We start from the raw sequence: 23,802 nt of genomic DNA on the forward strand, positions 1-23,802 counted from the left end.
CAACTAGTTTACAATCTCAAATTCTAAAAAACGACTACTATGAAAAATTATGTAATAACAGGTTCAATTGGACATATCAGCAAACCAATAGCAGAAAATCTTATTAAAGCTGGCAAGAATGTAACTATTATCACCAGCGATGTCAATAAGGTAAGCCAGATTGAAGCGCTTGGGGCTAAAGTGCTGACAGGCTCTCTGGAAGATAGTCAATTTGTGAAAGATGCCTTTAAAAATGCAGAGGTAGTTTATACCATGATTCCTCCATTGATGAAAACCAATGACCTGAGAGGATCTCAACTTAAAATTGCTTCCAATTATGCTGAATCTATTCGCGCAAATAAAATACCATATGTAGTTACGTTGAGCAGTATCGGTGCACATTTGGGAAAGGGCTGCGGTCCGGTAGATGCTTTGGCAGCCTATGAAAAGATGCTGGATCAGATACCAGGCTTAAATGTAAAGCATCTCAGACCATCATACTTTTTCTATAATCTTTTTAATCAAATAGGTTTAATAAAAAATCTGGGGATTGCGGGAGGTAATTTTGGAAATAGTGATGCAAAGCTTCCACTTGTACATACTAATGATATTGCCGCGGCTGCAACTGATGAATTGCTGCACCTTAATTTTAAAAGTAGTTCCTTTAGGTATGTTGTGAGTGATTTCAGAACAACACAAGAGATAGTGCAGGTTCTGGGAAAAGCAATAGGAAAAGATTTTCCATGGGTTGAATTTACAGACGAACAGCAGAAAGAAGGACTTCTGAATGCCGGACTCTCCGACAGCCATGCGGAAGCATTCACTGAAATGGGTATTGCAATAAGAACAGGGAAAATGTTCGAAGACCTTTATAAACATCAACCAGCTCTCAGTCCTGCCAAGCTTGAAAACTTTGCCAGTGAATTTACCTTTATCTATAACTCTTAATGAACAGTTCAACCATCAGGTATTTTATTATGAATACCTGATGGTTTTAAATCAAGATCTCTCCCAAAGCTACACCATGGCCAATCCCCAGACAGGTCACAATTTTCCTTCAGCTAAAACCTTTACATTTAATGGAATCAATATTCTAAATTCATCTTTCCTATTTTAGGAAACTCAACTGAACAACAATTTACCATTTTAAGATTTATCCTGGAGTAGCTACTTGATTTAAATAAAAGGTTTACCCAAGCTCTGTTGATATAGACAGAGTGGGTATGGTGATGGGCCATGGAGCATGTTAAAGTTAGAAAGATTATAACTTAAAGATTTTTTACTTTGAACTTTAAACTTTGTACTTTTTTACTTACTACTTAAAACTTATTACTTAAAACATTTTACTTCTTCTTTTCATAAATTAAAAAGCAGAATTTGTAAAGCAAAAGACCCACCTTATAAATTACTCCCCAAGTGATTGATCTGAACTAAATAAATTGGAAGAAAAATTTATCTATTCTATGATCAAAATTAAAAAGTCCATCTACAGCATTATGATGCTGTTTGCTGTAGGAACAGCAGTGGCGCAAGTACCAGCAACAGAATTAGCATATCCAAGACCCGAGAGAATCGATGATTTTGGATCAGCTGTAGCTGTTTATGACCATTACACGGTTGCATCCTCAGAATTTGAGAATGACAATTATTATAACGGTGGAGCAGGAACGTACCACGGTACAATCCGCTTATTCAGTAACAATCAATATGTGAGAACATATACATATGGGAATGGCGCCAGCATTGGTCTGGGGAAAAAGAATAATGTAGCTATAGGTTCTCAATGTATAGCTGCAGGTGCCCCTTCTTATGTAACAGGTGGTGCAAGCGCTGGTTTGGTAATCATTGCAAACAAACTGAATAACGGCGAATACCATACTACCTTAAACTACCATCTTTTGCCTGAGGCAAATGATGTGGTGTCTGGTTTGCAATTTGGTGATGCTGTTGCCACTGACGGAGACTGGATTGCTGTCGGAGCACCGGGCAGAAATAATTCAGAAGGCGGTGTATGTATGTTTCAGAGAACGGGTTACCTTCAGTGGGTACGCAGAGGCTGGATTCCTGTAACCGGACTTCAGTATGCAGACTACTTTGGTAAGGTTGTAAAACTTTCAGGTGATCAGTTAATTGTAACAGGAGGATCCAAAGTTTACATTTATAAACTTACTAATGGTACCTGGACAAGCGTTGCTCAGCTTTCAAATGTTTCTGGTTATGGTTATAGCCAGGTAGACATTACAGCAAGCCATGCTGCAGCTTCAACTTTTGGTTCAAATGGCGAATACATTGTTCAGCTATTTAAAAAATCAGGAACAAATACATGGGCCCTTCATCAGACTTTGACTGGACCTGCTAGATTTGGTCTGAACGTTGCAATCAGCGGACAGGGGCTGATCATTTCAAATAATGAAAGAGTATATTATTATCAACTGCAAGGAAGTCCGTTTAATCTGATTGGTTCAATTTACATTCCTCAAAATAATCTAGCAACGGGCAGAAAAGACAAAGTAACTGTAGGAAATTCGATAGACATCCACAATGAGAGAATCATTGTAGCTGCAGTGAATACAAACTACACTTTTAATGATAATGCAGGAGCTGTATTTACAGACTCTTTCTGGAATGGATGGGCTAATTCAAATAATTTAAGATCTGCAGAAACTGAAATGGAAACTGCATCTGTCTTTTCTGTTTATCCGAATCCTTCAGCAACAAACGTTTCTGTTACTGCTGCAGGAGAAATTGTGAAAGCTACTGCTACAAGCACTACAGGTGAAGTTATCAATCTTGGATTTGCTGAAAAAATGCTTTTGGTAGATGGACTAAACACAGGTCTATATCAAATAAAGGTAGAAACCACTAATGGTTCATTCACTACAAAGTTTGTAAAACAATAATATTATTCATTATATAAAAAGACATCATGAAAACTCATGACGTCTTTTTATTTTTTTCTTACTCTAATCCGTGGCCTACCACCCGACAGGCCACATTTTTCCTTCGGCCACATAAAATTAATTTGACTTTATTTAAATTTGAGTACTCGTAATTCCTTTTATTTTTTTCCTACAGGCTCCCGTATAAATGTCGCACCCTTTTGCTGATGCTCAAGTCTGACACTTCCTTTAGGTTCTTTCTTCATGCTCGTATCTGCCTTGGCTCCTACACTACCTTTGGTTATGGTCACACCACCATCCACTGAATAAAGCGCACCTGTAACATAAGAAGCTTCATCAGAAGCCAGGAATAAATATACATTGGCAATTTCTTCCGGTGTTCCTTTTCTTCCTATTGCAGTTGCATTCACAAAGGACTCAACCATTTCTTCAGTCACCCCGCTTTCATCCGTATTCAACCAGGAAGTATTTATCGGTCCGGGACAAACACAATTAGCTCTTACGCCATATCTCGCTTGTTCAATTGCAACTCCGCGCATGAATGCATGGATAAAAGCTTTGGTTCCTCCGTAAGGAGTATTATCCGCTATTCCTATCTTACCCGCTTCAGAACCGGCAGACACAATGTTTCCTTTACTTTTCTGAAGCTCAGGTAAAGCATATTTGGTCATCATGAATACCGATTCAATATTGTTTTTAACAAGGTATCTGAATGCTTCATTCGAATATTCTGTCAACTCATTGATCTCAGGAAACACTCCGGCATTGTTAATCAGAATATCAAGCTTCCCAAAAGTATCTACAGCAGTCTGTATACATGCTTTTGCATTTCCTTCTTCTGAAATATCGCCCTTGAAAACCACTGCTTCTCCACCTTCGTCTTTTATATATTTAACCGTATCACTCACAGGATCTTCGGGAAAGCCGCATACTACAACTTTTGCACCTTCCTGAGCAAATCGTTTGGCGATAGCCTCTCCAATTCCTGTTCCCGCCCCGGTAACTATAGCCACTTTATCCTCAAGTCTTCTCATATCATTCATTGCTCTTCTTGCATAAGGAACATTCTATTTACTTTGCCGGTTCAACTTATTACCATACCAAATGGTAGCTATGATTTATAGGTCATTTAAGATTACAATAGAATGTTAAAAGCTTAATTTTTTTTAACATTTTGCATAGTGGCCTCAGAGAATAGGCCATAGAGGAGTATTATGATTATTAGATTTAATGGTCTTTAAATTTGTTCCCTTAACGATTAAAAAACGAGTACCCAATGTTGATGTACAGCAGAAAGTCCTGTTGCTGATTGCTTTTGAAAACGGACATCTCAATGGGGCCAGCGGGGGAATTGAAGCCAACCGTAATTCCATAACCCCATAAAAAATGTTCGGGATCAGTATCCGAAAGAGTGAATTGGTTGATGCGCTGGCCCGCCGTGGCCACATTTACTCTAGGGATGATATACAGTACTTTGAAGAGTTGCTGTTGCACTCCCAATTGGACGTTGACTACATTGTTCATTAAAAAAGGAGATAATCGGTGGCCAAACTCCTTGATACCAACAAAGGGAATGTTCCGTTGGAAATTTTCCCGCATCCCGCCCAATCCATAAAAATGGCTCAAAGTCAAATCGGTGTTATAGGTGAAGCCGGCAAAACCTGAGGAAGTCAAGGTAGTGGTGCGGCTTAAAGGCAAGTAGTTTTGAATGCTTGCATATACTTGTTGAAAGCTGGACTTAATATCTTGCTTGCTCAGAGGCAGATCTGGTAGCACAAGACCAATGTCCACCCCTGCTTCATTGGCCATGCGATAGCGGTAGTTGAATACCTGGGAGGCCGATGCATAGATTTTCCACCCTCTTGAAGGATAGTTGACTGCGTTCAGTGTGTTCAGTCGAAGCATGAAATAGGCGGCAAAATTGCGGCTCTGCACATAGGTGGCGATATTGGCGCTGTTGACCAGATTGCGCATATTGGAGTATTCATTTTGTATGCCGATATGAGCACTTGCCTCATTGGCTATTTTCCGTTGAAGTTCCAGGCCTACAGAATAGGTATTCATCTTACTCAATCGGGAAATACTCAACACATTCCCAATTGCAAGAGTAGTAGGCACATCGTATTGATCAAATGTTCCAAAGAGATTTAGTTGTGAGAGGCGTTTAAGTCCAAAATATTTTCCATACTGGCTTCTTGCACGAAGGTTGTCCCCAATACTTAAATTGGTATAGAAGCGGGAGTTTTGCAAGAACAAGTTTTTGGCAGTAAACTTAAAGATGAAAGATGTTTTAAAAAAGGTGTTGTAGTTAAAGTCCAGCTTGGCAGTATAGCGGCTCGATTCTATCACGTGAATGATCAAACTGTTTTCACTCGGATCTTCGCCAAAATCCATCTCATAATTAATCTTCCTAAAATTCAAGGTACCCATTAACTGGTTAATGGCCTTGTCCAGTTCTTCACAGGAGATCGGTTTGCCGCATTCTAACCCCAGACTACCGATCACGTAGGAAGAGGAATACGTTTTCAAACCCCGAACTTCGATTTCAGCAAAAGAAAAGGAAGGTCGTTTAGGAAGTTGAACCGTGCGTTCAAATTCTCCGGGATATAAAGCGTTCAAAGAATCCTTTAAGGCCAAGAGCGCAGTACGCACCGAATCCCCCTTTGCTCTCCCAACCTTTATAATTGCCTCCGCTTTGGGAAAGTCTCCTACTGAAAAGCGATTCAGGTCGGGTTCTATCAGGAGGTCTACCATTTTTTTCTGTCTTTCCACATCCACGCTTCCCGCAAGCGACATGGCCTGAAACAATACGTTAGCGATGGAGTGCAGTTTGTTTGCCGGTAAGGCAGCCGAACTTACATTTACTCCAATAATAATGTCAGCCCCCATTTCCTTGGCTTCGATAACAGGGAAGTTGCGAAGTATCCCTCCGTCTATCAAGTATTTTCCTTCGTACATCACTGGTGTGAAAAAAGTAGGAATGGCCATGCTCGCCCGCAGCGCATTGGCAATATTCCCGCTGTCCAGGACCTCTACTGCCCCCGTTTCAATATTTGTGGCGATGCATTTAAAAGGAATAGGATAGTCAGTGAATTTCGGTCTGTCCGCTACCGGCTGGATCAAGCGGGCAAATTCCAAACCCAACATATGTCCTTCTAACAAACCATTGGGCATTCTTACCCTTTTCTCTTCAAAACTAAGTTCAAAATTATATTGCCCATACTCCGCCTTGTCTTCAGGCGATAAATAGTTCAAGGGAATCTGGTTGGAAAGTAAGAGGTCCCATTTTTCTGAAACTGCTATTTTGTGGATGCTGTCTGCCGAATAGCCCATGGCGTACAAAGCACCAACAATGCTGCCCATGCTGGTGCCTGTGATGTAGTCCACTTTTAAGCCCACCTCATCCAATACTTCTAAAATGCCGATGTGACCAAGTCCTTTGGCACCACCTCCGCTTAATACCAATCCTATTTGGGGTCGTGTCTGAGTTTGCGCATGACTTCCAAAGGAAAGGCATAACAAAAGCGACAAAGAGTAATAGAAAAAACGCATAGCAAGGAATCAGAGAAACAGTTAATAATTATGACAAAAAAACGATTGAAAGTCTTTACCAATCAAGCTCTGGCTGAATAACTTATTATTCAATACAGACCATATTTCTGATCTCAATTTCAGAGAATAATTTATGGAACTGATAAACAAGAGAATAATTAAGAAAAAAACGTTTGAAGCGTATTTTTTAATTTGCATAATAAGAATACTATTAATCAAAGATACCAATAATTTAGGGCTTTTTTAAACGAAAACCTCCTCTCCCTAGCTGGCTTACACAAGGATTTAACAAACTGATTATCTGTTCACTAATTCAATCTCTTAATTCCTTTATTATCGAATGTTTGTACGAAAAAAAGAGGAACAATAGAGAAGAAATAAAACAAAATATTATTTCGAAAAAAGTAAAATTTCTTTGTAAAATATTTTCAACAAGAACATGACACACTCAAATCTGATTGGTATAAGGAATAAAAAATGTAAGTTTCATTATCACCTATGTCCAGTCTGATAGTTTAATCTTTAAATGAATCTTGCCACCCATATTAAAACCTTCAATTACATTCCCGTCATTTTCATTGTTGTACAAAAAATAAGGCCCAATCTCATCCAGCATTTTTATACTCAAAGAAGAATATTCAAAATAGATGATCCATGAAAAAGGGACACTCGCTTTCCCCGGAAAGTCAACAATTTGAAGCAAAACTCCTTCTTTTATTTCCTTCATGAAAGTTGAGATGACTTTATTATGAAGGCCAGCTATCTCCGGACTGGTCTTAGCCAAATACAATGTGGTATCTTCATCATATACATCTGAATGCCAATAATCCTCAAGCCTGAAGTATTCCTCATAATCAAGCTCTACTAATTCAATGCTAAAATTATCTTTTTCAATCAGGAAATATGGCTTCTGCTCCTTCTCTATTATTTCAGGCTCCTTATTTCCAATTGAAAAAAGCCTACCTAAGCCTAACCAAACAAGAATGATAATTAAACCTACAAGTATTACCGAAATAAGAATAATTAAGACTACAAGTAATAGAGGAGCAAGTATCAATAGAATAGGCACCTTAATTATTGCAGGCATTGTTGATTCTGGTTTATAAGAATAAACCTTCTCAAACTCAATTTTCATTATAGAACTATTAATATAAATTTTAGAATCCGATATTTAATAAAAGGACCTTTTCTCTGACTCTTGTCTTGAAGGAGAAGGAAATAATATATAATTTCAAGACTAATATTGTTTTACATATCTATCAAGACCTTACCCTAAATCCCTTTACTGAATGAAAGGGATTTTAATGAGTATGATAGTTTCAATATTAATACTGAACAAAACTATACCTATACATCTCACTTGACTCCTGCCCTTCTGGCATATAAGCCATAAAAAATCCATCTTCAGCAAAGTAAAATTGAAAAGGTGAAAGAGGAATCACATACATTTTAGATTCACCTGTAATAATGTTATAACTGAACAATTCAGAGTCGTTCGAATCGGTTTTATAAAAAAACAATTTGTCTTTATAAGGGAATTTTAAAACGCAATAATCATTTCCATTTTTGATAACATTTCCATTTCCTAAAATCATATCATTATTTACGAAGTTGATCTTATATAGAAGAGTATCCCCTTTGGAAAAAGAAATTTCTTCAAGATCATATATATAGTATAATGAATCGTTATAAAATAAGAGTTCATCAAAATTGAATACCTTATTATAGTCCTCAATGAATAACCTCTTTTTATTACTATTTAAAACTAATGTATTGGTTTTTAAATTTGGCAACTCCAGATTAGAGATCGCGAAAAATGCGGTGGAGGGAACACCTGCATCATCTGTAATCATAATTTTAACCTTGCCGGTATTATTCCTCCCCAGCTTGGTTTCAGATGGTGTATATCCACCTCTAATATTCTCTCTGAGAAAATCTTTTGCATACTTCATCAAATCAATTTGACTATAAACCTTTCCAGAAAAAGGATTATAAACATCAATCAAACTTTCTTCTTCATGTAAGTTTGCAGCAATTTTATCTCTGCTGAATGCCAAGAAAAACAAACCGCTTTGTTCCAGCTCAAATACCTTCTTATTAATACTATTGATACTAATACTGTCTATAGCAGTTACATTCAGATATTTTTCAAAATTGACAGTATCAGAAACTACTACTTTATTACTATTAGCAATAGCCGCTCTGCCAAAACTGTCCTCTGCTGTCTTTACTTCTTCTTTCTCTTTTTCCTTTACACTGCAACTTGCAATATAAAAGAATATGATAGCGATGATTACTCTTTTCATTAATATTCAATTAATAGTATTATTTTATTTACCCTCCCTCTCACCGCACCATACACAACTATTTCAAAGTCCCGAATAACCTGTCCCAAACCTTGGTATAAAACCCGAAGTTGTGTTGCTCATGCTGATGATGATCCACATGGAAGCCTGTATTGGCGAGCCATTGAAAACATACATTGTATTTAACCGCTTTCGGTACGATTTCTTTACGCAGATGCCCGATAATGCCCATGGCAACATTAAATACCAGGTAAAGCATTACTGCATAGATAGAAAAATCCACAGCAAATAATAACATCAGCCAGAGCGATCCGAATCCCATCACTTCTATCGGGTGCAGGACAAACAAAGAAATAGCCGTTGGCGTATCATATGCATGATGAAGATCATGATACCTGTATACGAAACTCATCTTGTGTATTGCCCGGTGAAATACATACATCAACAGATCCATTGCAAAGATCAATACCACAAAATCGATCAATATATTTAAAAGATCGGATTCCAAATGGAAAACAATAAAGCCGTATTTGAAAAGCAGATACCCTGCAAGCGTTACAAGTGTGTTAAAGAATATAGTAGCAAAGGTCCAGTAAATTTCTTTTAAGCTGATCAGGCGTTTCATTTCCGTCAGCAAACCATCAAAGGTAAAACCCAATAGCACAGCCATAAGTGCAATAGCTGCATTTTCCACTAAGAACAAAAGGAATAAGGAAATAAGATTTAAACTGTATAAATAAGCAAAGAACGCTTGCATGTACTAAATATTTTATAAACAAAATGAAAAGGTAATTTCGTCGCAGAAAAGAACTATCTTCTGTCTGCTGATCATCTAAATTACTCATTTTCTATCCTATGTTCAAATTATTCAATTGGCTTTTTAAGGAGCTTATGTTACAGAAACATACATGTGTGAATATATTTGCAATCACGTATTATATTGTGCTCCAGGGAAGAGGAATGAAACGCTGCAAGTTCTCAATCACACCTATCCAACTCTATCCTTATTTCCTGTACAGATCGATATGAATGATCTCCCCATTGCCTGTTAATATAATTAACCAGGTTGGTGATCTCTATATCTGATAATTCATTGTTTCCAGGCATACTTCCAATGAACTTTTGTCCATTAACAATAATGGTATCATTCATACCATTTCTTACTATACAAGGAAGTTCAGACTTTTTATCAATCAAAAAGTCTGAACCTGAAAGAGGTGGGATTAACTTTTTTAATCCCTCTCCTTCTTTACCATGACAATTAGAACATTTCTTTTGATACGTTTTTTCACCTGTAGTCCCGTCTGCACAGGATGCCAGCAATATAAAAAGAATAACCAGGTATATTAATTGCTTACTTGCCTTCATTGAGAAGAAGTTTTATATCCTCTATAAGTTTTGCTGTAGCCTTATCATCCGTTCCATCATAGTAACCTCTTATCCTTCTTTTTTTGTCAATAAGAATGAGTGCTCCACTATGGATAAATCCACCCGGAGCCTCTTTGTCTTCTTGCGCACTTACCAGATAACTCTTTGCTATTGCATAAACAGAATCTTTCGAACCATATACAAGATGCCATTTAAAAGAATTTATATCTAACCTGTTTGCATAATCTTTTAATACAGGAATAGAATCATGTAAAGGATCTATAGTATGAGATAGAAAAGAAACCGTATTGCTATCTTTGTATTGATCATATACCTTCAACAGATTACTTTTCATCACAGGACAAATTGTGGGACATGTCGTGAAGAAGAAATCTGCAATGTAAATTTTATCATTGAATGTAGCAAGACTTACCCAGTTACTGTCCTGATCCCGGAATCTAAAATCAGGGATGGTGTGGTAAATGGTGTCTTCTACTATATTTCCCTTCTCATTCCTTTCAGCCAATTCCTTAGGGCCCAGAATAGGAAGTTGTCTCGGTGCCTTATTACAAGCCACCATCACATAGAGACCAATTATGAGTAATAGAATTTTACTTTTAACCATTTTGTTAGTGCTTGTATTTATTAAGTATTATCTGACCCGAATCAAGACTGTTTTCGATCACCTCCTTTACATTTGTTATGACAACTATCTGATCATTGTAATATTTCTCTTTGACGCTCTTATCAATGGATTCAGAAGGTTCTTTATAATTCCTCATCCAGCCCATCATGGCTTCATCAGCTTCCTCAAGACGTTTAATCTGAAGCGATATTTCTTTTTTATTATCCTCATTTATTGTAGAATTGTTTAATTGCTTCAGCTCTTCTTTAAGAGTGACAATTTTATCCATCTTTTCCATTTCACTGTCATGCAAGGCCATCAACTTCTCTCTTTTTGAAGCTCCACTTTCTGAGCAGGAAGATAAAGTATAAAGACAAACACCAGTTAGAAAGAGCGTTTTGCAGATGTATTTTTTGAGTCCCGAATAGGTGCACTTCATGAATTCGCTTTCATTCTTCATATAAACTTTATTAATGTTTAGGATTAGTGTTTTAATTCCTGTCGTTAGAATAATGCCTTGATTAGTTTATAATAAATCTCTTTGCTTTAGTTTTGTCACTTTTCTATAAGCCAGCGAGAACTATAGCATTAATCAAGTTAATGTTTTATTCTATCGATCTGTCAAAGCCTTTAAAAAGCTTATCAAATCAGCCTTTTCCTGATCTGTAATATTTAAAGGTTGTATGATCGGACTTTTGTTAGGATGCTTATGACCTCCTTTACTGTAATGATCAATAACCTCCTCCAACGTAGCCATGCTCCCGTCATGCATATAAGGAGCAGTTTTTTCAACGTTACGAAGAGAGGGAACTTTAAACTTACCTATGTCCGATGGGTTTTGAGTAATCCTTGCCCTGCCTGAATCTGCATATACCGAATATAGCCCGTTATTACGAAAACTGTTATCTGTAAATGTAAAACCTGTGTGACAATGAAAGCATTCTCCTTCTTCTCCGAAAAAGAGATTCATTCCGTTGATCTGAGACTGAGTAAGAGCACTGGGATTTTCATCTGAATATTCGTCATATGCAGAGCTGCCGCCATACAAAGTTCTTTCAAAGCAGGCAATTGCCCTGGTAAGCGCATAAACACTCGGCTCCTGATTATAGGCTTTTTGAAATAACAAGGGATATCGGGCATGCTTCTTTAATCTCTCTACAACCTTATTGACATCAAAGTCCATTTCATTGTGATTATCAATCGGTGCGAGCACTTGTTGCTCGAGTGTGGGATTGCCTCCATCCCAGAACATAGAAGGTTGATAAGCTACATTTAAAAGAGAAGGTGCATTCCTTTCTCCTATCCTGCCGTCAATCCCGATGCTTTTGGGAAGGTTATCTGCAAATAACTTATCCGGCAGATGACAAGTTCCGCAGGAAATGGTGCTGTCTCTAGATAAAATGGGATCGAAAAACAACAATTTACCCAGCTCAATTCTATTCTGCGTCGGAAGATTGTCCAGAGGAATATCAGGATAAAGAAATCCTTTGGGTAACTGCAAGGTAATAACCGTATTAGCTTTCTCCATTACTTCAGCTTCCTTACCTTTCTTACAGGACACAAGCGATAAGAGCAAGCATGGGATATAGTAAATAAAATAATTTCTTACGGCTACAAAATTATAACCGTAAGAAAAAGACAGAGACCTCATTGGATAACACTAAACATTGTTTGAATATTATTTGCCAGTTTAGTTGCCAAAGGCACTGATCCCATAGTATGAGAGGCATTTTCAGTTTTAATATCTATACCTGTAAAAAAATTATTAAGGTAAGTTTGTACATGAAGTGTTTTCTTATCGTTTGCATTTACTGCAAAAGATACATTATCTAAATTTACTTCACGATAAAGCATATCCATGCCTATATGATAAAATAATGGATGACTGAACTGACCAAAGGTTTGTACATCCGTATTGGTGTTGGTAGTATCACAGCTTCCTTCCATCATTAAAAAGATATATCCGGAGCTCCAGCTCCAGTGCATCCCAGGACTTTGAATAGCCAATGGATTATTTGTTGGATACACAGTAGGGTCTGCATGATTTGTAACAGAATCTATACCGACAGCAAACTTCAAGCCTTTATAGTCACCCACAGGGACTTGACCCAGATCATAATCTTCTGTTGCCGGATTTACAAGCAGATATTTTCCTGTAATAGGATACTCGCTTCCATCCTGCTTAACAAGACGAATGTTTGAAACATAATATCGGAAACTGGACAGCGTATATCTTGCACCTGCTTCTGTAGTAAAGACAGAAGTAAAATCTATCGGCTTATTACCTATTACAGTAGACATCTTAAGCGACAGGTTTTGAGTCTGAGTGGCAGGCTGAGGTGTGTCTTCTGTATTCTTGCAGCTTGTAAGCATTATGAATAGTAATGATAGTATGGACAGAAATAAATGATGTTTTAATAGCATATTTGTGATGTTTACAATGTTTATTTATAATGTTTATAAAGTAATTTAAAAGCATAAAAGACTTCACCCTAAATCCCTCACCTGAAGGAGAGGGACTTTAATGTGTATGTTATTAGTCACATTAGTTTTAATTCAAACATTTTTATCGTCGACAGTTCTCTTCTTCTTTAGGAGAAGGGTTAGGGATGAGATTTAAATTGAGCAATTGGAATAGCAGAGCTCTTTAGTTTTGCTCTTCTATTTTGTGTTAAAGTGTCAGTGAAAACGGCTCTATGAGATACACCAATCCTGTTCTTCTGTTCTTACAGAAGTTTCCATTACATTCATGCATAACAAGGCACAACGACTGTGCGTTTTTAACATCATTGATATTGCAATGACAGAAAGCAATGCAGTTGCATTATTTTTTCCCTGATGAATTCACATCATAGAATAATTTGCAGTAATGATGAATGCTGAAATAAAGGAATGGATTTCTCCTTAGCTGTTCTGCCGGGGAGGATGAAAGAATGAAAAATAAAGCTGTATATGGTTGCCCTTTTGGTACGGAGCAAAATCAAATGAGGAAATCTGAATTAAATTGAAATGAACAGAAGAAACGTGTTCAATAAATTGAGTTTCAGAAGAGGTTTTATCAGAACTTAAGCCGTTTGTTTTTTTGCTTTCATTATCAAGTTGCTTCTTGAGATGACATTTTCCCAGACAACTATTACCTGCTTCATTTCTTTTGACACAAAGGGTTTTAGCAATGACAGCCCTGTTCGCTTCAAAAGAAGCAACGATCATGAACTTACTGAAGTTGTGCAGTAATATTCCGAAAATGGCCGCTATAAGTAATAAGTTTTTCAAACCCCTGAAAGATGTGCAAATATATATCAGAAATAAACAAGTGCAATTTTATATTTCAGAAATTTAAAACTGATTTTATTCTTTAATTGTATTACTGATTCACAATAAACTAATTACTCTCCTTTCTTTATACATTGGCGTTGATATCTTTTTATTGCATTGATTCACTGAGCTATATTAACTAGGTCAGGCCTTTTTTAAAACTTTTGACTTTCACTTCTTTTACTTTCCGTTTTACGCTTTTCGGCCCAATAGTCCTCGTTTGCTTTTCCACAGACTTGGCTAGTTAGAATAAACTTAACGAGGATTCACGAGGATAGCGATTGCATCGCTATTCCTTCCCCCCGATAGTCCATTTTACTCCCTCTATAACCTTCCATATTCATCTTTTCCATTTTCACGATTGATTTCTAAAAGCGTACTTGGTAAAAATTTACTTATTTTTATATGCAGTCCCATTTACTCAACATTTTTCTGAATAACCTTTAACCAATTCCAATAGAAAAAAAGAAGAAAAGAATGTCATTCAAATTAGTAATCATATTGTCAATTATGGCTCTATTGGCTGGTTGCAGCTCTACAAGATTCAAACCTTGTTGCCGGATCAAGTCAGGATACGGAGGCATGGAGCGCATAAAAAAAATGGATCTTAGGAATGAGGAAATTGTTAATGTAGCGAAGTTTCAGACAATAAATTATATCATCCTTCTTAACAAAAAGGATGTTACCAATGAATTAGAAAGGAAGCTTAGCGACACCATAAACGTTAAGAAATTAATCAATGCAGGTGATACTTTAAACTTAAGAGAACTTTCTGGCGTTACTAATTTTGATTTAAGAAAAGCTATTATAAAGCAGATGAATATCGGGAAAGCAATTGTTACAGAAAAGAAAACCGGTCTCAGAGTGGTGCAGATTTGCAGACGAAAATACAATTACCAGAATGGCCCCAAAGAAGGGCGTGGCGGAATTGAATTTACAGACCTTAAGAATAACAATGTTATTATAAGTCTTTCTTATTGGATTTCTTAGAAATGGAATAAACTGAACATCGCATTATGTAACCTTTAATTTATGAGAATATTTTTTTTGATAGTTTTGATTTTTATTTCCGGAGTATGGGGTGCACAGGCACAAACAGATAGTTTAAGATTTCCCATAAATGGGAAACTTCCCTCCCGCTTTAACGAAGCAGTTTCAGTACAGACAAAGGTGTTTGATCAACTTTTTTTCATGGACAGCACGACTACCAGGCATTATCCTGCTTCCTTTATGCTTGATAAGATTGATAATGACAGCAACCATTATTATCTTTTTTTAGCGGAATATTGGATAGCATTTCATTACAGTGAAATAATTCCTGAGTTAATTAAACGAGTGACTCAAAAGAAAGAGGTAGGTCTGACCAACTATGCGGACTTAATCATATGGGATAGAGTTCTTGCAGGGCAAATGAAGTCTTTTGGTCATGGAGGTGTTTCAAGAGATGATCTATTTACAGTTGCCGGAAGAGCAAACCGATTGCTGACTATAATAACAGGAGAAGACTTTGGCCATGTATCCATGTACTCTACACCAGGAGAATTAAAAGCGCTTCAGGACAAGTGGATCAAGTGGCTGATCCGGATTCAGAGAAAGAATCATTTGGAATAAATAATTGAAAATGAAGTTTCAGAGACATATACAATTGATCGCAATCCTTGCTTCTCTTACTAGCTGCAATCCCATATTACCTCAATTTGCCCGGAATGAGTTGGCAGAAATGAAAAGCTGTACAGGTTATAAGTTCAGGTTTAAGCTGGAGTCAGTTATAATTCCCTATGTTTTTGATATAGATTTCGGAATTCCCGAACATGGAGAAAGTTTATGGATTGCTTCCTTCCTGAAGGATAAAAACTTAAATAGAAAAAAGCTTATTCAGTTGATTGATTCATTAAATGCAAACTGCAATTCAAAACATTCAAAATTTAGAATGCCTACAGATATTGAGAAAGTCAGGTATAAATTAGGAAGTAAAGTGATCACTCAAGAGCAATTCATTTTACTCAAAGAGGAAGAAGAGGTAAATACAGAGCATGTATTAATTGTGAAAAGTTATTTGGGGGAAACAAGCGGAGCGGAATTCTAATAAGCAACTAATAAAACACAGATGGTTTAGTACCTACATCGTGGCTTATCGGAGGGTATAAAGGAGTCATCATAGATAAATAGTTATAAAAAAACTAAAACCTTAACCCAGGACACTTGAATGTTTATTATATCTTTAAAGAAATAAAGGGCTCAACAAATGTACCATAATACTTTTTTAAGATCCTACATTTAAATGATTACCATTTCTTTTTGTCCCCGCTCTAAGGGAATTCAAGCATAGTTCAAGCATACATGACAGGTATATGACATCTATGTGAGCCAAATGACATATATATATCCCTTATATATGTCCCTTACTTTGCACAAGGTTGTTTTTTGCCCTCCGCTTCTTTTTACTCTTTTTGCATATAGAAAGACAAAATATCTGTTTTTAGCAGTATTAATATTAATCTCAACATCAACAGACCATTTCCCGTAAAAAGTATAACCTGTCAGAGGAAAGGCCACGGAATAGTTAATAAAATACACTATCATGTGATTCTTAACCTATTAGACCAATATCACAAGAATATTTTCGTTAGTTTAAATAAGTATAAAATCATAACACTGGTAACAATGCATAAAAAAATCCTTTCATTTTCTGCTGTTTTGGCAGCTCTTACAATCTTATTGTGTTCATGTGCTGATAATAAAAATCCCCTTCCGGCAATTTTCACGAATTCAGCAAGTTTAAACTTTAAAGGTGTAGAACAAACCAAAATGGTTGCCACTTCAAAAAAAGATAATTCTAATAAATATATCCAAACTGGCACTTCAGGTACTAGCGGAACCTTGTTCAATATTACGTTTTCTAATAAACCTACCAAGGATACTACTGTCAATCTATCTGAATCAGGGTTGAAAGTGACATTAACTGTTTTCGAAGGCACTACTGTTTGGAATGCTTCTTCAGGTATCATTAACACAACAGTAAAAGAAGGAGTTACAACCAGTACTTTTAATTCTATTGATTTTGCTAACCTTGGAGGAGAACATGCGCAAGGCACTGGATCTGTTAGTACTAAAGACTAAAATTGATTTTACTCTACACCTTGACCTGTCGTAGCACAGGCCAAGGTGCAGAGTCATTAATGATAATCCTTTCTATCTCCCCTTCCCATAAATCCCAGTTCATTACCATCTTCCAAATGCAGGATAAGTGTGGTTCTTGTATTCATTTATTCTTTTTATAGACCCAGGTGAAACATCATGAGGAAGATCGTTTAGTTTAAAGAATTTAAATACACTTATTTCTGAACTGGACTTTTTATGAGATAACTCAAATTCCTTGCAAAGAAAGATTGTAATGCTGTCATTCTTCCCTTCATACATGCTGTTGTATACACCAAATAATTCCAGTTTATAAACTTCAGCATTTAACTCTTCTTTTAATTCTCTTATGATGGCCTCTTCATAGGTCTCCCCTGTTTTTAATCCACCACCTGGGAAATACCAGCTTGTTTGATAAGTATGTTTAACCAAAAGAACTTCATCGTCCTTTATCAACATAGCCCTTGCTCCAAATGACTTTGGTTTTACTATCTTCCATAAAAACGAAGCCACCTTATATGTAAAATATTTATATCCTGTTTTCCGCATAAATCCTGTTAATCCTGATTCAGAACAAATTTGAAGTATTTGAATTCTCTCCATGGCCGGTGGAACACTTTAAACTTGAAGCATAAACTTCAGCATTTTTTCACTATTTTAGCTTAGTTTTAGCGCAGAACATTGATACTTTGGTTCTCTCACAACCGGCAGCTCTAACACTTAATGGTAACAGACAGTAAATATAACCATGGAACATAAAAATGACCAACATATTTCTTTTAGAAAAAAACAAATTGCTGACAAGTTTTTAGCAGAACTTGATAAACATCTGGCTGACTTAAAAAATGGGAATGTCGAAACTTCTTATGGCATAAAACAGATTGCAGAATTAATGTTTATAAATCCTAACCATTTAAGCGACACCATAAGAAAAGTTTTAGGCAAATCTCCCTGTAGCATTTTTGAGGAAAAACTCGTTGATATATGTAAAAATTTAATTATCAATTCAGACAAGCCAATAGGCGAAATAGCCAGCAAATTCGATTATGAGCCTTCCAATTTTATAAAACTTTTTAAACGCTATACTGGCACTACCCCCTTGCAATTCCGCAATCATTACTTTTTAAACTCTTTGAATCCGGAAACAGAAAAAAACACTATTTAAACAGAAAAGCATACTATTTTCTTCGTATATACCTGATCTATCTTTGCAATAATAACTGAATTAACATGGTGCAAAATAGAAAAACAGCAATGATTACGGGGGCAAATTCTGGTGTGGGATTTGAACTAACTAAAAAGTTACTTTTAGAAAATTGGGACATTGTTGCCTTAATACGCTCAGATTTTCCGGAAAATGAAATGTCTATCCATGAGGCTATCATCAACAAAAAGTTAAGAGTTTATAAAGCAGATATCAGCAATTTTAAAAGTTTAAAATCAGCTTTAATCCAAATAAAGAATACGGAATACAGCATCGATGTCTTGTTTAACAATGCCGGAGTTGGGATTGGGGAACTTAAATATTCACCACAAGGCAGAGAATTGCATTATGAGGTAAACACGGTAGCACCTTATATCATCGCAATGGAAATGAAAACCTTGCTAAAGAAAGGCATTGATAAAACAATCGTCAACACGTCGTCAAATATCCTGTTGACAGTAAAGAAGTTTTCCCCTCAAACTCTTGAAAAACCTGAGAATTTTAAAAAGTTGTTCGGTTCTTACGCTTTTTCAAAACTGGCTCTAACCTTGTGGACAAAGGAGGTTTCGAAAACAATGAAAACAGAAGGAATTGAAATCAGAAGTGTTTGCCCTGGTGGTAATAAAACACAAATGACAGGTAGTGATGGAATGCCATTCTTATTAAAGTGGGTGGCGAAATTGGCATTTCCTCATCCAAGATACGGTGCAAAAAAGGTATATGATGCTTTTGCCAACTTCAAAGGTATAGCAGGTGATTTTATACAAAAAGGAAAAATCAGACCAACTAAATTTTCCGAAATGAGCAGTACAATATTGGATAAGGTTGACTACATATATAAACAAGAATATCAGTCCGAAGCATAATATAAACCACTTCGACTAACATCTCCTCTCCAGCCATTGGTGTCAACTTAACAAACTAAATCGTAGTTTAAGAAATATATCACCCCTTCAGGGTTTTGGTACTTGATTATCATGGGAACTACAATCATATTATCCCTTCGGGATTCAATCAAGAATATTTAAAGCCTGAAGGGCTGACATGATTATAGTGAATAGTCAGGTGAAATTTTTTAAACCCTGAAGGGGTGACATAAAATGAATATAATGAAGTGAATGAAGTTTTATAAGTTATGTTGACAGCTATGGTGAAGACACAGGCCGGGGGAGTAAAGCGCCACAGTCCATGGCGGTGGACTGTGGCTAAGCAATATATTTTACTTATTTATAAACTTCTTCACTAACTAAGTGCTCAAGAGATATAGTTTTATCTGTTGGATATATATAAATCTCATCATTATAAAAACTTCTTATTCTAATGTTATAATTTTTATCAATATAAAAATACTGACTGAATGCATAATTATCTTTAGCTTCATCTTTATATAGTTCTATAAACTTTATATAATTGGATTTCTTATCATATAAAACAAGTGTACCAAAACGAGCAAAAGGCACTTCAACTGAACGGTAAAATCTATATGAAAAATAAACTTTGTATTGTTTAAAATCAGGCAGCCTGAACTTAACATTATTCACAATCGACAAACCTATACTATCTCCATGTACTAAGGCTGTATCAATAACAGTGCTACAACTAGGTAATAAGAAATACTGTTCATAATAATATTGTACTTTATTATTTAAGAAATTATCGTAACAATTTCCATAATCAAAATTTCCCGGATAAAGACATCCATCATTGATAATAGTTCCCATCTCCCATTTATCAGGAAAATTGAACGTAAATAAGTCAGGATAACCTAATGGTAATTCTTTTGATAAAAAAGGATCATTAACTCCGTAAACCAAATCAGAGGCATCTTTATAATCGCAGTTACCAACTTTCAAACTTCTGATAACAATATCGTTCAATTCTTTATCATGATTTATACATGAAGTCAGAATAACAAGAAGGAAAATAAAACCGATTTTAAATTGCATGTTAATCTTAATTTATACTTGAACCCTAATCCAACCTAAAATATATCTCTCATGATGAGTCCTGCACTCTTTAAGCCTGACTATTTAAGTCAGGCTTTTCATTGAACATTCTGCTTATTTAATTACAGTGATTTTCTTTTTAATGATCGCATCGTCCTGTGTTATGATAAACAAATAATTCCCCGGCAATAATCCGCTTACATCTACACTTGCAAGTTTTCCATTTATTACTGGCAAAAGTTGAATTTCTTCACCAAGGATGTTTATCACCGCAATACTGGCGTTAGTTAAATCTATTGGGGGCTCAATATTCAGAACCCCATTTGTTGGATTAGGATAGATTGATCCATAGGTCTCCTTAGATGAGGAAACATCTGTAATCACACAACTGCCTGGATTCTCAATAGTCAGTACGTTAGGATTGTCATATACTTCCTGAAGGTGTTCACTTGAATTTCCTGACCAATATGAATTATCCCAAGTCATAAAATATGACCAAGGAGCATCCATGGTTAAGCTCTTATCAATGTCAGGAATCGGACCATTTTCTGTCAGGGCGATAAGCTTTTCCCCTTTTACTATTGAATAAAGTTGATCAAACATTGTCTTCTGTATGGTATAATTGAAAGAACCAGGATAAGAGTCATATCCTATTAAATCAACTTTGTTATTCCCAGGATACCAATCAACTTCTGGAGAAGACCACGCCCAGATCAAGTTATGGATCTCATGGTAATTTACTAATCTATCAAACAAAATGTAATACAAATCGATGCAAGCCTGACTTCCATGAGCACCCCACCAAAACCATGTTCCTCCTGCCTCATGTAGCGGGCGCCATATTACAGGAACGTTTGAGGTTTGAAGCTTTTTCAATTGTACTGCAATAGCATCAATATCTTCAATAATATCAATATATTGTGGCGTTCCTGGTTTTACTGCTTCACGCACATCAAATGTTGTTTCACCAGTCCAGAAAGTATTCCTGCTGACAGTGCCACCAGTCGGAGAATGCCAATGCCATTGAAAACTCACTATTCCTTTTCTACCGGTGCTTTCATACCAGGCTATAGCAGCTTCGGTAATTTGGTTATCCACTGCACCAAAAGTATGTCCTCCATTTTCCCACTTATAAGGATAGCCCTGAGTATATGGCTGGAAGTCAAATGCCCGCAACATAGGAGTTTTTCCAGTTGCGAATTTTACACTATCAAATTTTTGATCAGTATGACCTGAAATTATTTTGTGGCCGAATTGACATTTCAGGAATTTGTATAAATCTCTTGTTGCAGGAGTAGCGAGTGGGTCAATTAAATCATCTACAATATTGAATTGATTAGGCTGAGATGAATAGACACTAACTTTATCTACATCCATATAACCCCAGTTTTTAACTACAGCAATGTTATTGTTTCCTGCATTTAAATAAATGTTTCCAATACTCAATGGAACAAAGTTAGTGCTGTACGGAAAAGTAAAATTTCCATGTAAAGAATTGTTCAAGTAAATGTCCTGGATCTTTGTCCCTTGATTGCCGCGGTAAGTAATTTCTAATCTGTAATAAGCGGATGTATTTACATTCACCGTAATTGTTACTTTATCGCCGTCTTCATCAAAACCCGTAACATAGCTTCCACTGGAATTGCTTGTTTGATTGGCAATATAAACTCCGGATAAGACCCCGCTTTCAGCTTCTATACTTGTTACCAAAGACTGTGCAGAAGATGGAACCTGAATTATAAAACTTATAAATACAGTAAGCGAGAAGAGTAATTTCGTAAAAGGTGTTTTCATATTCTATTGTCATTTTTCTCTACTATCCCTGGGATAGGGAAAATGTGACCAATAGCCCATTCTTATAAAAATTATTTTTGAATAAAGGGTAACAAGTTATAATAATATTGCAATAAGATGACATCTATTAAGAATCCTCAAATCTGCTCAACTTCAAGAAGAAGGTGCTAATACCAAAGACGAAAGATAACTTATTGCAGCAAGCCTCAGAGAAAAAATAAAACATCTGCTTTGTAAAAATTTATTTTACAACATTTATTTCATAAGTAATATCTTCATTGATACGGATAACGTAAAAACCTATTGGCAATTCCTCACCTGACTTTTTAAGGCCATTCCAATAGCATGGGGAAGTCATTTTATCGACAAGATTTCCTGATGAATCGTAAACTTTAAGAGTACCATTTTCCTCAAAATAAATTTCGTCATTTTTACCATCACCGTTAGGCGTAAGGGTAAGCTCTTTCCCGGAAATAAAATCCGGCAACACAGTTATGGTAAAAGAGGTCGTAGTAAAATTTAAGGAGCTAAGCAGGGCATTGGAAGAAGTAACCTGGCAATAATAGGTACCATTATCTGATTTATCAAGCGAAGAGATAACCAATGAAGGTTCCGAAGTTTGTGTTCTTAATGCGTTATTTTGATACCATGAAAAAGTTAGATCATTCATATTTTGATCGAAGGGAAATTCTATCTCAATTGCTTTATTTTGAATGCCCTTAAAAGAAGAAGTTACTTCTATTAAATTTTGAGGTCCCACCTCCCAAATTTTAAAAGTCGGATTAGAAGATGATGGGATAAAATCTTCAAAAGTTAAATAGTTCTTTTTAAGATCGAAGTAAGTCAATTGAGTCAAAGATGATAAATCCGGTAAGCTCGTAAGCAAATTATTATCAAGAGTTAGATAAGTTAAATTAGTTAAAGAACTTAAAGAATTGGGTACAGAAGTAATCTTATTTGTTCCTAAATTTAATTGAACTAAAGAAGTAAAAGCAGATAGTTCTGGTACAGAAGAGAGCTGATTAACATAACAGCTTAGATAGATTAAGCCTGTTGCAAGCGAGATATCGGGAAAGGACGTAATTAAATTACGGCCAAAATTTAAATCCTTAAGAGATGCAGGCATTTTACCGATAGAAGTAATTTTATTTTCATAACATTGAAAAGTCTGAAGATTACCGAATCCTGAAAGATCCGGAATTGAAGTAAGCTGATTTCTATAAACATAGATCTCTGCGAGATTTATTAAACCAGTAATGTCCGGAAAAGCAGATAACTTATTGTCCATCACATTCAGGATTTTTAGATTGACCAACTTGTTCAAAGGAGGTAAAACCGTTATTTGATTTTCATATGCGTATATCTCTGTAAGATTGATGAGGTTACTAAGATCAGGAAGGGTTGTCAGATTATTTTTAATACAGCTAAGAGCAGTAATCCCTTTAAAATATTGAATACCTTCAAGACTTGCTATATTTGCTTCCCCACAATAAAAAGTGCCTGTTACAGATGCTGCATTGGCAATAATCAATTCTTGATTTGCATCCATTACAGATCCATAATATGTCACTAAAAACTTCCGAAAGTTCAGATCAGGAATAACGACAGTTTGAGAAAAAACTTTCCCAACTGATAACAATAATATCATTCCCAAAAAGAAACCTGCCTTTTTCAT

Annotated in this window: 23 protein-coding genes; 8 read left to right on the top strand and 15 right to left on the bottom strand. The window is 36.0% G+C overall.

Annotated features, from left to right (window positions below; genetic code table 11):
- The first annotated feature begins 39 nt into the window (after window positions 1-39).
- A complete protein-coding gene (locus K350_RS0100735) occupies window positions 40-927 on the top strand; it encodes an NmrA family NAD(P)-binding protein (RefSeq protein ID WP_028978284.1) in 888 nt (295 codons plus the stop codon).
- 515 nt (window positions 928-1,442) lie between these two features.
- Complete coding sequence (locus K350_RS0100745; RefSeq protein WP_028978286.1) at window positions 1,443-2,879, top strand: T9SS type A sorting domain-containing protein; 1,437 nt, start codon at window positions 1,443-1,445, stop codon at window positions 2,877-2,879.
- 158 nt (window positions 2,880-3,037) lie between these two features.
- Here the strand turns inward: K350_RS0100745 and K350_RS0100750 are convergent, their stop codons facing one another.
- The 11 genes from K350_RS0100750 to K350_RS26825 all read right to left on the bottom strand — a co-directional run bounded on the left by K350_RS0100750 (window position 3,038) and on the right by K350_RS26825 (window position 14,003).
- Window positions 3,038-3,913: an SDR family NAD(P)-dependent oxidoreductase gene (locus K350_RS0100750; RefSeq protein WP_028978287.1), complete on the bottom strand. Its 876-nt coding sequence runs from the start codon at window positions 3,911-3,913 to the stop codon at window positions 3,038-3,040.
- Window positions 3,914-4,130: 217 nt separating this feature from the next.
- The gene (locus K350_RS0100755; RefSeq protein WP_162144106.1) at window positions 4,131-6,344 is read right to left on the bottom strand and encodes a patatin-like phospholipase family protein; all 2,214 of its coding nucleotides are present in this window, start codon (window positions 6,342-6,344) and stop codon (window positions 4,131-4,133) included.
- A 583-nt stretch (window positions 6,345-6,927) separates the two neighbouring features.
- Entirely contained in the window at window positions 6,928-7,566 is a 639-nt protein-coding gene (locus K350_RS0100760) for a hypothetical protein (protein ID WP_028978289.1), read from the bottom strand.
- Between the two features lie 190 nt (window positions 7,567-7,756).
- On the bottom strand, window positions 7,757-8,737 hold the full coding sequence (locus K350_RS0100765; protein WP_028978290.1) for a hypothetical protein: 981 nt from the start codon (window positions 8,735-8,737) through the stop codon (window positions 7,757-7,759).
- Window positions 8,738-8,795: 58 nt separating this feature from the next.
- Window positions 8,796-9,494, bottom strand: a complete 699-nt coding sequence (locus tag K350_RS0100770; RefSeq protein WP_028978291.1) for a sterol desaturase family protein — start codon at window positions 9,492-9,494, stop codon at window positions 8,796-8,798.
- A 221-nt stretch (window positions 9,495-9,715) separates the two neighbouring features.
- On the bottom strand, window positions 9,716-10,105 hold the full coding sequence (locus K350_RS26820; RefSeq protein WP_051312735.1) for a c-type cytochrome: 390 nt from the start codon (window positions 10,103-10,105) through the stop codon (window positions 9,716-9,718).
- On the bottom strand, window positions 10,092-10,730 hold the full coding sequence (locus tag K350_RS0100780; protein ID WP_028978292.1) for an SCO family protein: 639 nt from the start codon (window positions 10,728-10,730) through the stop codon (window positions 10,092-10,094). The genes K350_RS26820 and K350_RS0100780 overlap by 14 nt, the downstream gene beginning before the upstream one ends.
- Before the next feature lie 4 nt (window positions 10,731-10,734).
- Window positions 10,735-11,190 (bottom strand): hypothetical protein, encoded by a 456-nt coding sequence (locus tag K350_RS0100785; protein ID WP_028978293.1) that lies wholly within the window; start codon window positions 11,188-11,190, stop codon window positions 10,735-10,737.
- Between the two features lie 150 nt (window positions 11,191-11,340).
- Window positions 11,341-12,291 carry a cytochrome-c peroxidase gene (locus K350_RS0100790; protein WP_245598397.1) on the bottom strand — a complete coding sequence of 317 codons (951 nt, stop codon included), beginning with the start codon at window positions 12,289-12,291 and terminating at the stop codon, window positions 11,341-11,343.
- A gap of 86 nt (window positions 12,292-12,377) precedes the next feature.
- On the bottom strand, window positions 12,378-13,154 hold the full coding sequence (locus K350_RS0100795; protein ID WP_156026801.1) for an MbnP family protein: 777 nt from the start codon (window positions 13,152-13,154) through the stop codon (window positions 12,378-12,380).
- A 480-nt stretch (window positions 13,155-13,634) separates the two neighbouring features.
- Window positions 13,635-14,003 (bottom strand): hypothetical protein, encoded by a 369-nt coding sequence (locus K350_RS26825; RefSeq protein WP_037573513.1) that lies wholly within the window; start codon window positions 14,001-14,003, stop codon window positions 13,635-13,637.
- Between the two features lie 519 nt (window positions 14,004-14,522).
- Here K350_RS26825 and K350_RS0100810 point away from each other — a divergent pair.
- The 4 genes from K350_RS0100810 (at window position 14,523) to K350_RS0100830 (ending at window position 17,165) form a co-directional block, all read left to right on the top strand.
- The gene (locus K350_RS0100810) at window positions 14,523-15,035 is read left to right on the top strand and encodes a hypothetical protein (protein WP_156026803.1); all 513 of its coding nucleotides are present in this window, start codon (window positions 14,523-14,525) and stop codon (window positions 15,033-15,035) included.
- 42 nt (window positions 15,036-15,077) lie between these two features.
- Entirely contained in the window at window positions 15,078-15,656 is a 579-nt protein-coding gene (locus K350_RS0100815) for a hypothetical protein (RefSeq protein WP_028978297.1), read from the top strand.
- A 10-nt stretch (window positions 15,657-15,666) separates the two neighbouring features.
- Window positions 15,667-16,131, top strand: coding sequence for a hypothetical protein (locus tag K350_RS0100820; protein ID WP_028978298.1), 465 nt, complete (start codon window positions 15,667-15,669; stop codon window positions 16,129-16,131).
- 578 nt (window positions 16,132-16,709) lie between these two features.
- Window positions 16,710-17,165 (top strand): hypothetical protein, encoded by a 456-nt coding sequence (locus K350_RS0100830; protein WP_028978300.1) that lies wholly within the window; start codon window positions 16,710-16,712, stop codon window positions 17,163-17,165.
- A 102-nt stretch (window positions 17,166-17,267) separates the two neighbouring features.
- On the opposite strand, the gene K350_RS26830 is transcribed toward K350_RS0100830, so the two are convergent.
- On the bottom strand, window positions 17,268-17,786 hold the full coding sequence (locus tag K350_RS26830) for an NUDIX domain-containing protein (RefSeq protein WP_051312737.1): 519 nt from the start codon (window positions 17,784-17,786) through the stop codon (window positions 17,268-17,270).
- A gap of 145 nt (window positions 17,787-17,931) precedes the next feature.
- On the opposite strand from K350_RS26830, the gene K350_RS26835 reads away from it, so the two are divergent.
- Together K350_RS26835 and K350_RS0100845 are read left to right on the top strand one after the other, a co-directional pair.
- The gene (locus tag K350_RS26835) at window positions 17,932-18,348 is read left to right on the top strand and encodes a helix-turn-helix domain-containing protein (RefSeq protein ID WP_037573516.1); all 417 of its coding nucleotides are present in this window, start codon (window positions 17,932-17,934) and stop codon (window positions 18,346-18,348) included.
- Window positions 18,349-18,413: 65 nt separating this feature from the next.
- On the top strand, window positions 18,414-19,253 hold the full coding sequence (locus tag K350_RS0100845) for an SDR family NAD(P)-dependent oxidoreductase (protein ID WP_028978301.1): 840 nt from the start codon (window positions 18,414-18,416) through the stop codon (window positions 19,251-19,253).
- A gap of 357 nt (window positions 19,254-19,610) precedes the next feature.
- Here the strand turns inward: K350_RS0100845 and K350_RS0100850 are convergent, their stop codons facing one another.
- The 3 genes from K350_RS0100850 to K350_RS0100860 all read right to left on the bottom strand — a co-directional run bounded on the left by K350_RS0100850 (window position 19,611) and on the right by K350_RS0100860 (window position 23,802).
- Window positions 19,611-20,333, bottom strand: a complete 723-nt coding sequence (locus K350_RS0100850; protein WP_028978302.1) for a hypothetical protein — start codon at window positions 20,331-20,333, stop codon at window positions 19,611-19,613.
- 114 nt (window positions 20,334-20,447) lie between these two features.
- Complete coding sequence (locus K350_RS0100855; RefSeq protein ID WP_028978303.1) at window positions 20,448-22,127, bottom strand: glycosyl hydrolase; 1,680 nt, start codon at window positions 22,125-22,127, stop codon at window positions 20,448-20,450.
- Window positions 22,128-22,368: 241 nt separating this feature from the next.
- The gene (locus tag K350_RS0100860) at window positions 22,369-23,802 is read right to left on the bottom strand and encodes a leucine-rich repeat domain-containing protein (protein WP_028978304.1); all 1,434 of its coding nucleotides are present in this window, start codon (window positions 23,800-23,802) and stop codon (window positions 22,369-22,371) included.

The organism is Sporocytophaga myxococcoides DSM 11118 (genome assembly GCF_000426725.1).
GTDB classification, from domain to species: Bacteria; Bacteroidota; Bacteroidia; order Cytophagales; family Cytophagaceae; genus Sporocytophaga; species Sporocytophaga myxococcoides.

What these genes read in the sequence shown, in the direction of transcription:
- K350_RS0100735 (WP_028978284.1), top strand. Translation starts at nt 40, where the DNA reads ATGAAAAATTATGTAATAACAGGTTCAATTGGACATATCAGCAAACCA.
- K350_RS0100745 (WP_028978286.1), top strand. Translation starts at nt 1,443, where the DNA reads ATGATCAAAATTAAAAAGTCCATCTACAGCATTATGATGCTGTTTGCT.
- K350_RS0100750 (WP_028978287.1), bottom strand. Translation starts at nt 3,913, where the DNA reads ATGAGAAGACTTGAGGATAAAGTGGCTATAGTTACCGGGGCGGGAACA.
- K350_RS0100760 (WP_028978289.1), bottom strand. Translation starts at nt 7,566, where the DNA reads ATGAAAATTGAGTTTGAGAAGGTTTATTCTTATAAACCAGAATCAACA.
- K350_RS0100765 (WP_028978290.1), bottom strand. Translation starts at nt 8,737, where the DNA reads ATGAAAAGAGTAATCATCGCTATCATATTCTTTTATATTGCAAGTTGC.
- K350_RS0100770 (WP_028978291.1), bottom strand. Translation starts at nt 9,494, where the DNA reads ATGCAAGCGTTCTTTGCTTATTTATACAGTTTAAATCTTATTTCCTTA.
- K350_RS26820 (WP_051312735.1), bottom strand. Translation starts at nt 10,105, where the DNA reads ATGAAGGCAAGTAAGCAATTAATATACCTGGTTATTCTTTTTATATTG.
- K350_RS0100780 (WP_028978292.1), bottom strand. Translation starts at nt 10,730, where the DNA reads ATGGTTAAAAGTAAAATTCTATTACTCATAATTGGTCTCTATGTGATG.
- K350_RS0100785 (WP_028978293.1), bottom strand. Translation starts at nt 11,190, where the DNA reads ATGAAGAATGAAAGCGAATTCATGAAGTGCACCTATTCGGGACTCAAA.
- K350_RS0100795 (WP_156026801.1), bottom strand. Translation starts at nt 13,154, where the DNA reads ATGCTATTAAAACATCATTTATTTCTGTCCATACTATCATTACTATTC.
- K350_RS0100810 (WP_156026803.1), top strand. Translation starts at nt 14,523, where the DNA reads ATGTCATTCAAATTAGTAATCATATTGTCAATTATGGCTCTATTGGCT.
- K350_RS0100815 (WP_028978297.1), top strand. Translation starts at nt 15,078, where the DNA reads ATGAGAATATTTTTTTTGATAGTTTTGATTTTTATTTCCGGAGTATGG.
- K350_RS0100820 (WP_028978298.1), top strand. Translation starts at nt 15,667, where the DNA reads ATGAAGTTTCAGAGACATATACAATTGATCGCAATCCTTGCTTCTCTT.
- K350_RS0100830 (WP_028978300.1), top strand. Translation starts at nt 16,710, where the DNA reads ATGCATAAAAAAATCCTTTCATTTTCTGCTGTTTTGGCAGCTCTTACA.
- K350_RS26830 (WP_051312737.1), bottom strand. Translation starts at nt 17,786, where the DNA reads ATGGAGAGAATTCAAATACTTCAAATTTGTTCTGAATCAGGATTAACA.
- K350_RS26835 (WP_037573516.1), top strand. Translation starts at nt 17,932, where the DNA reads ATGGAACATAAAAATGACCAACATATTTCTTTTAGAAAAAAACAAATT.
- K350_RS0100845 (WP_028978301.1), top strand. Translation starts at nt 18,414, where the DNA reads ATGGTGCAAAATAGAAAAACAGCAATGATTACGGGGGCAAATTCTGGT.
- K350_RS0100850 (WP_028978302.1), bottom strand. Translation starts at nt 20,333, where the DNA reads ATGCAATTTAAAATCGGTTTTATTTTCCTTCTTGTTATTCTGACTTCA.
- K350_RS0100855 (WP_028978303.1), bottom strand. Translation starts at nt 22,127, where the DNA reads ATGAAAACACCTTTTACGAAATTACTCTTCTCGCTTACTGTATTTATA.
- K350_RS0100860 (WP_028978304.1), bottom strand. Translation starts at nt 23,802, where the DNA reads ATGAAAAAGGCAGGTTTCTTTTTGGGAATGATATTATTGTTATCAGTT.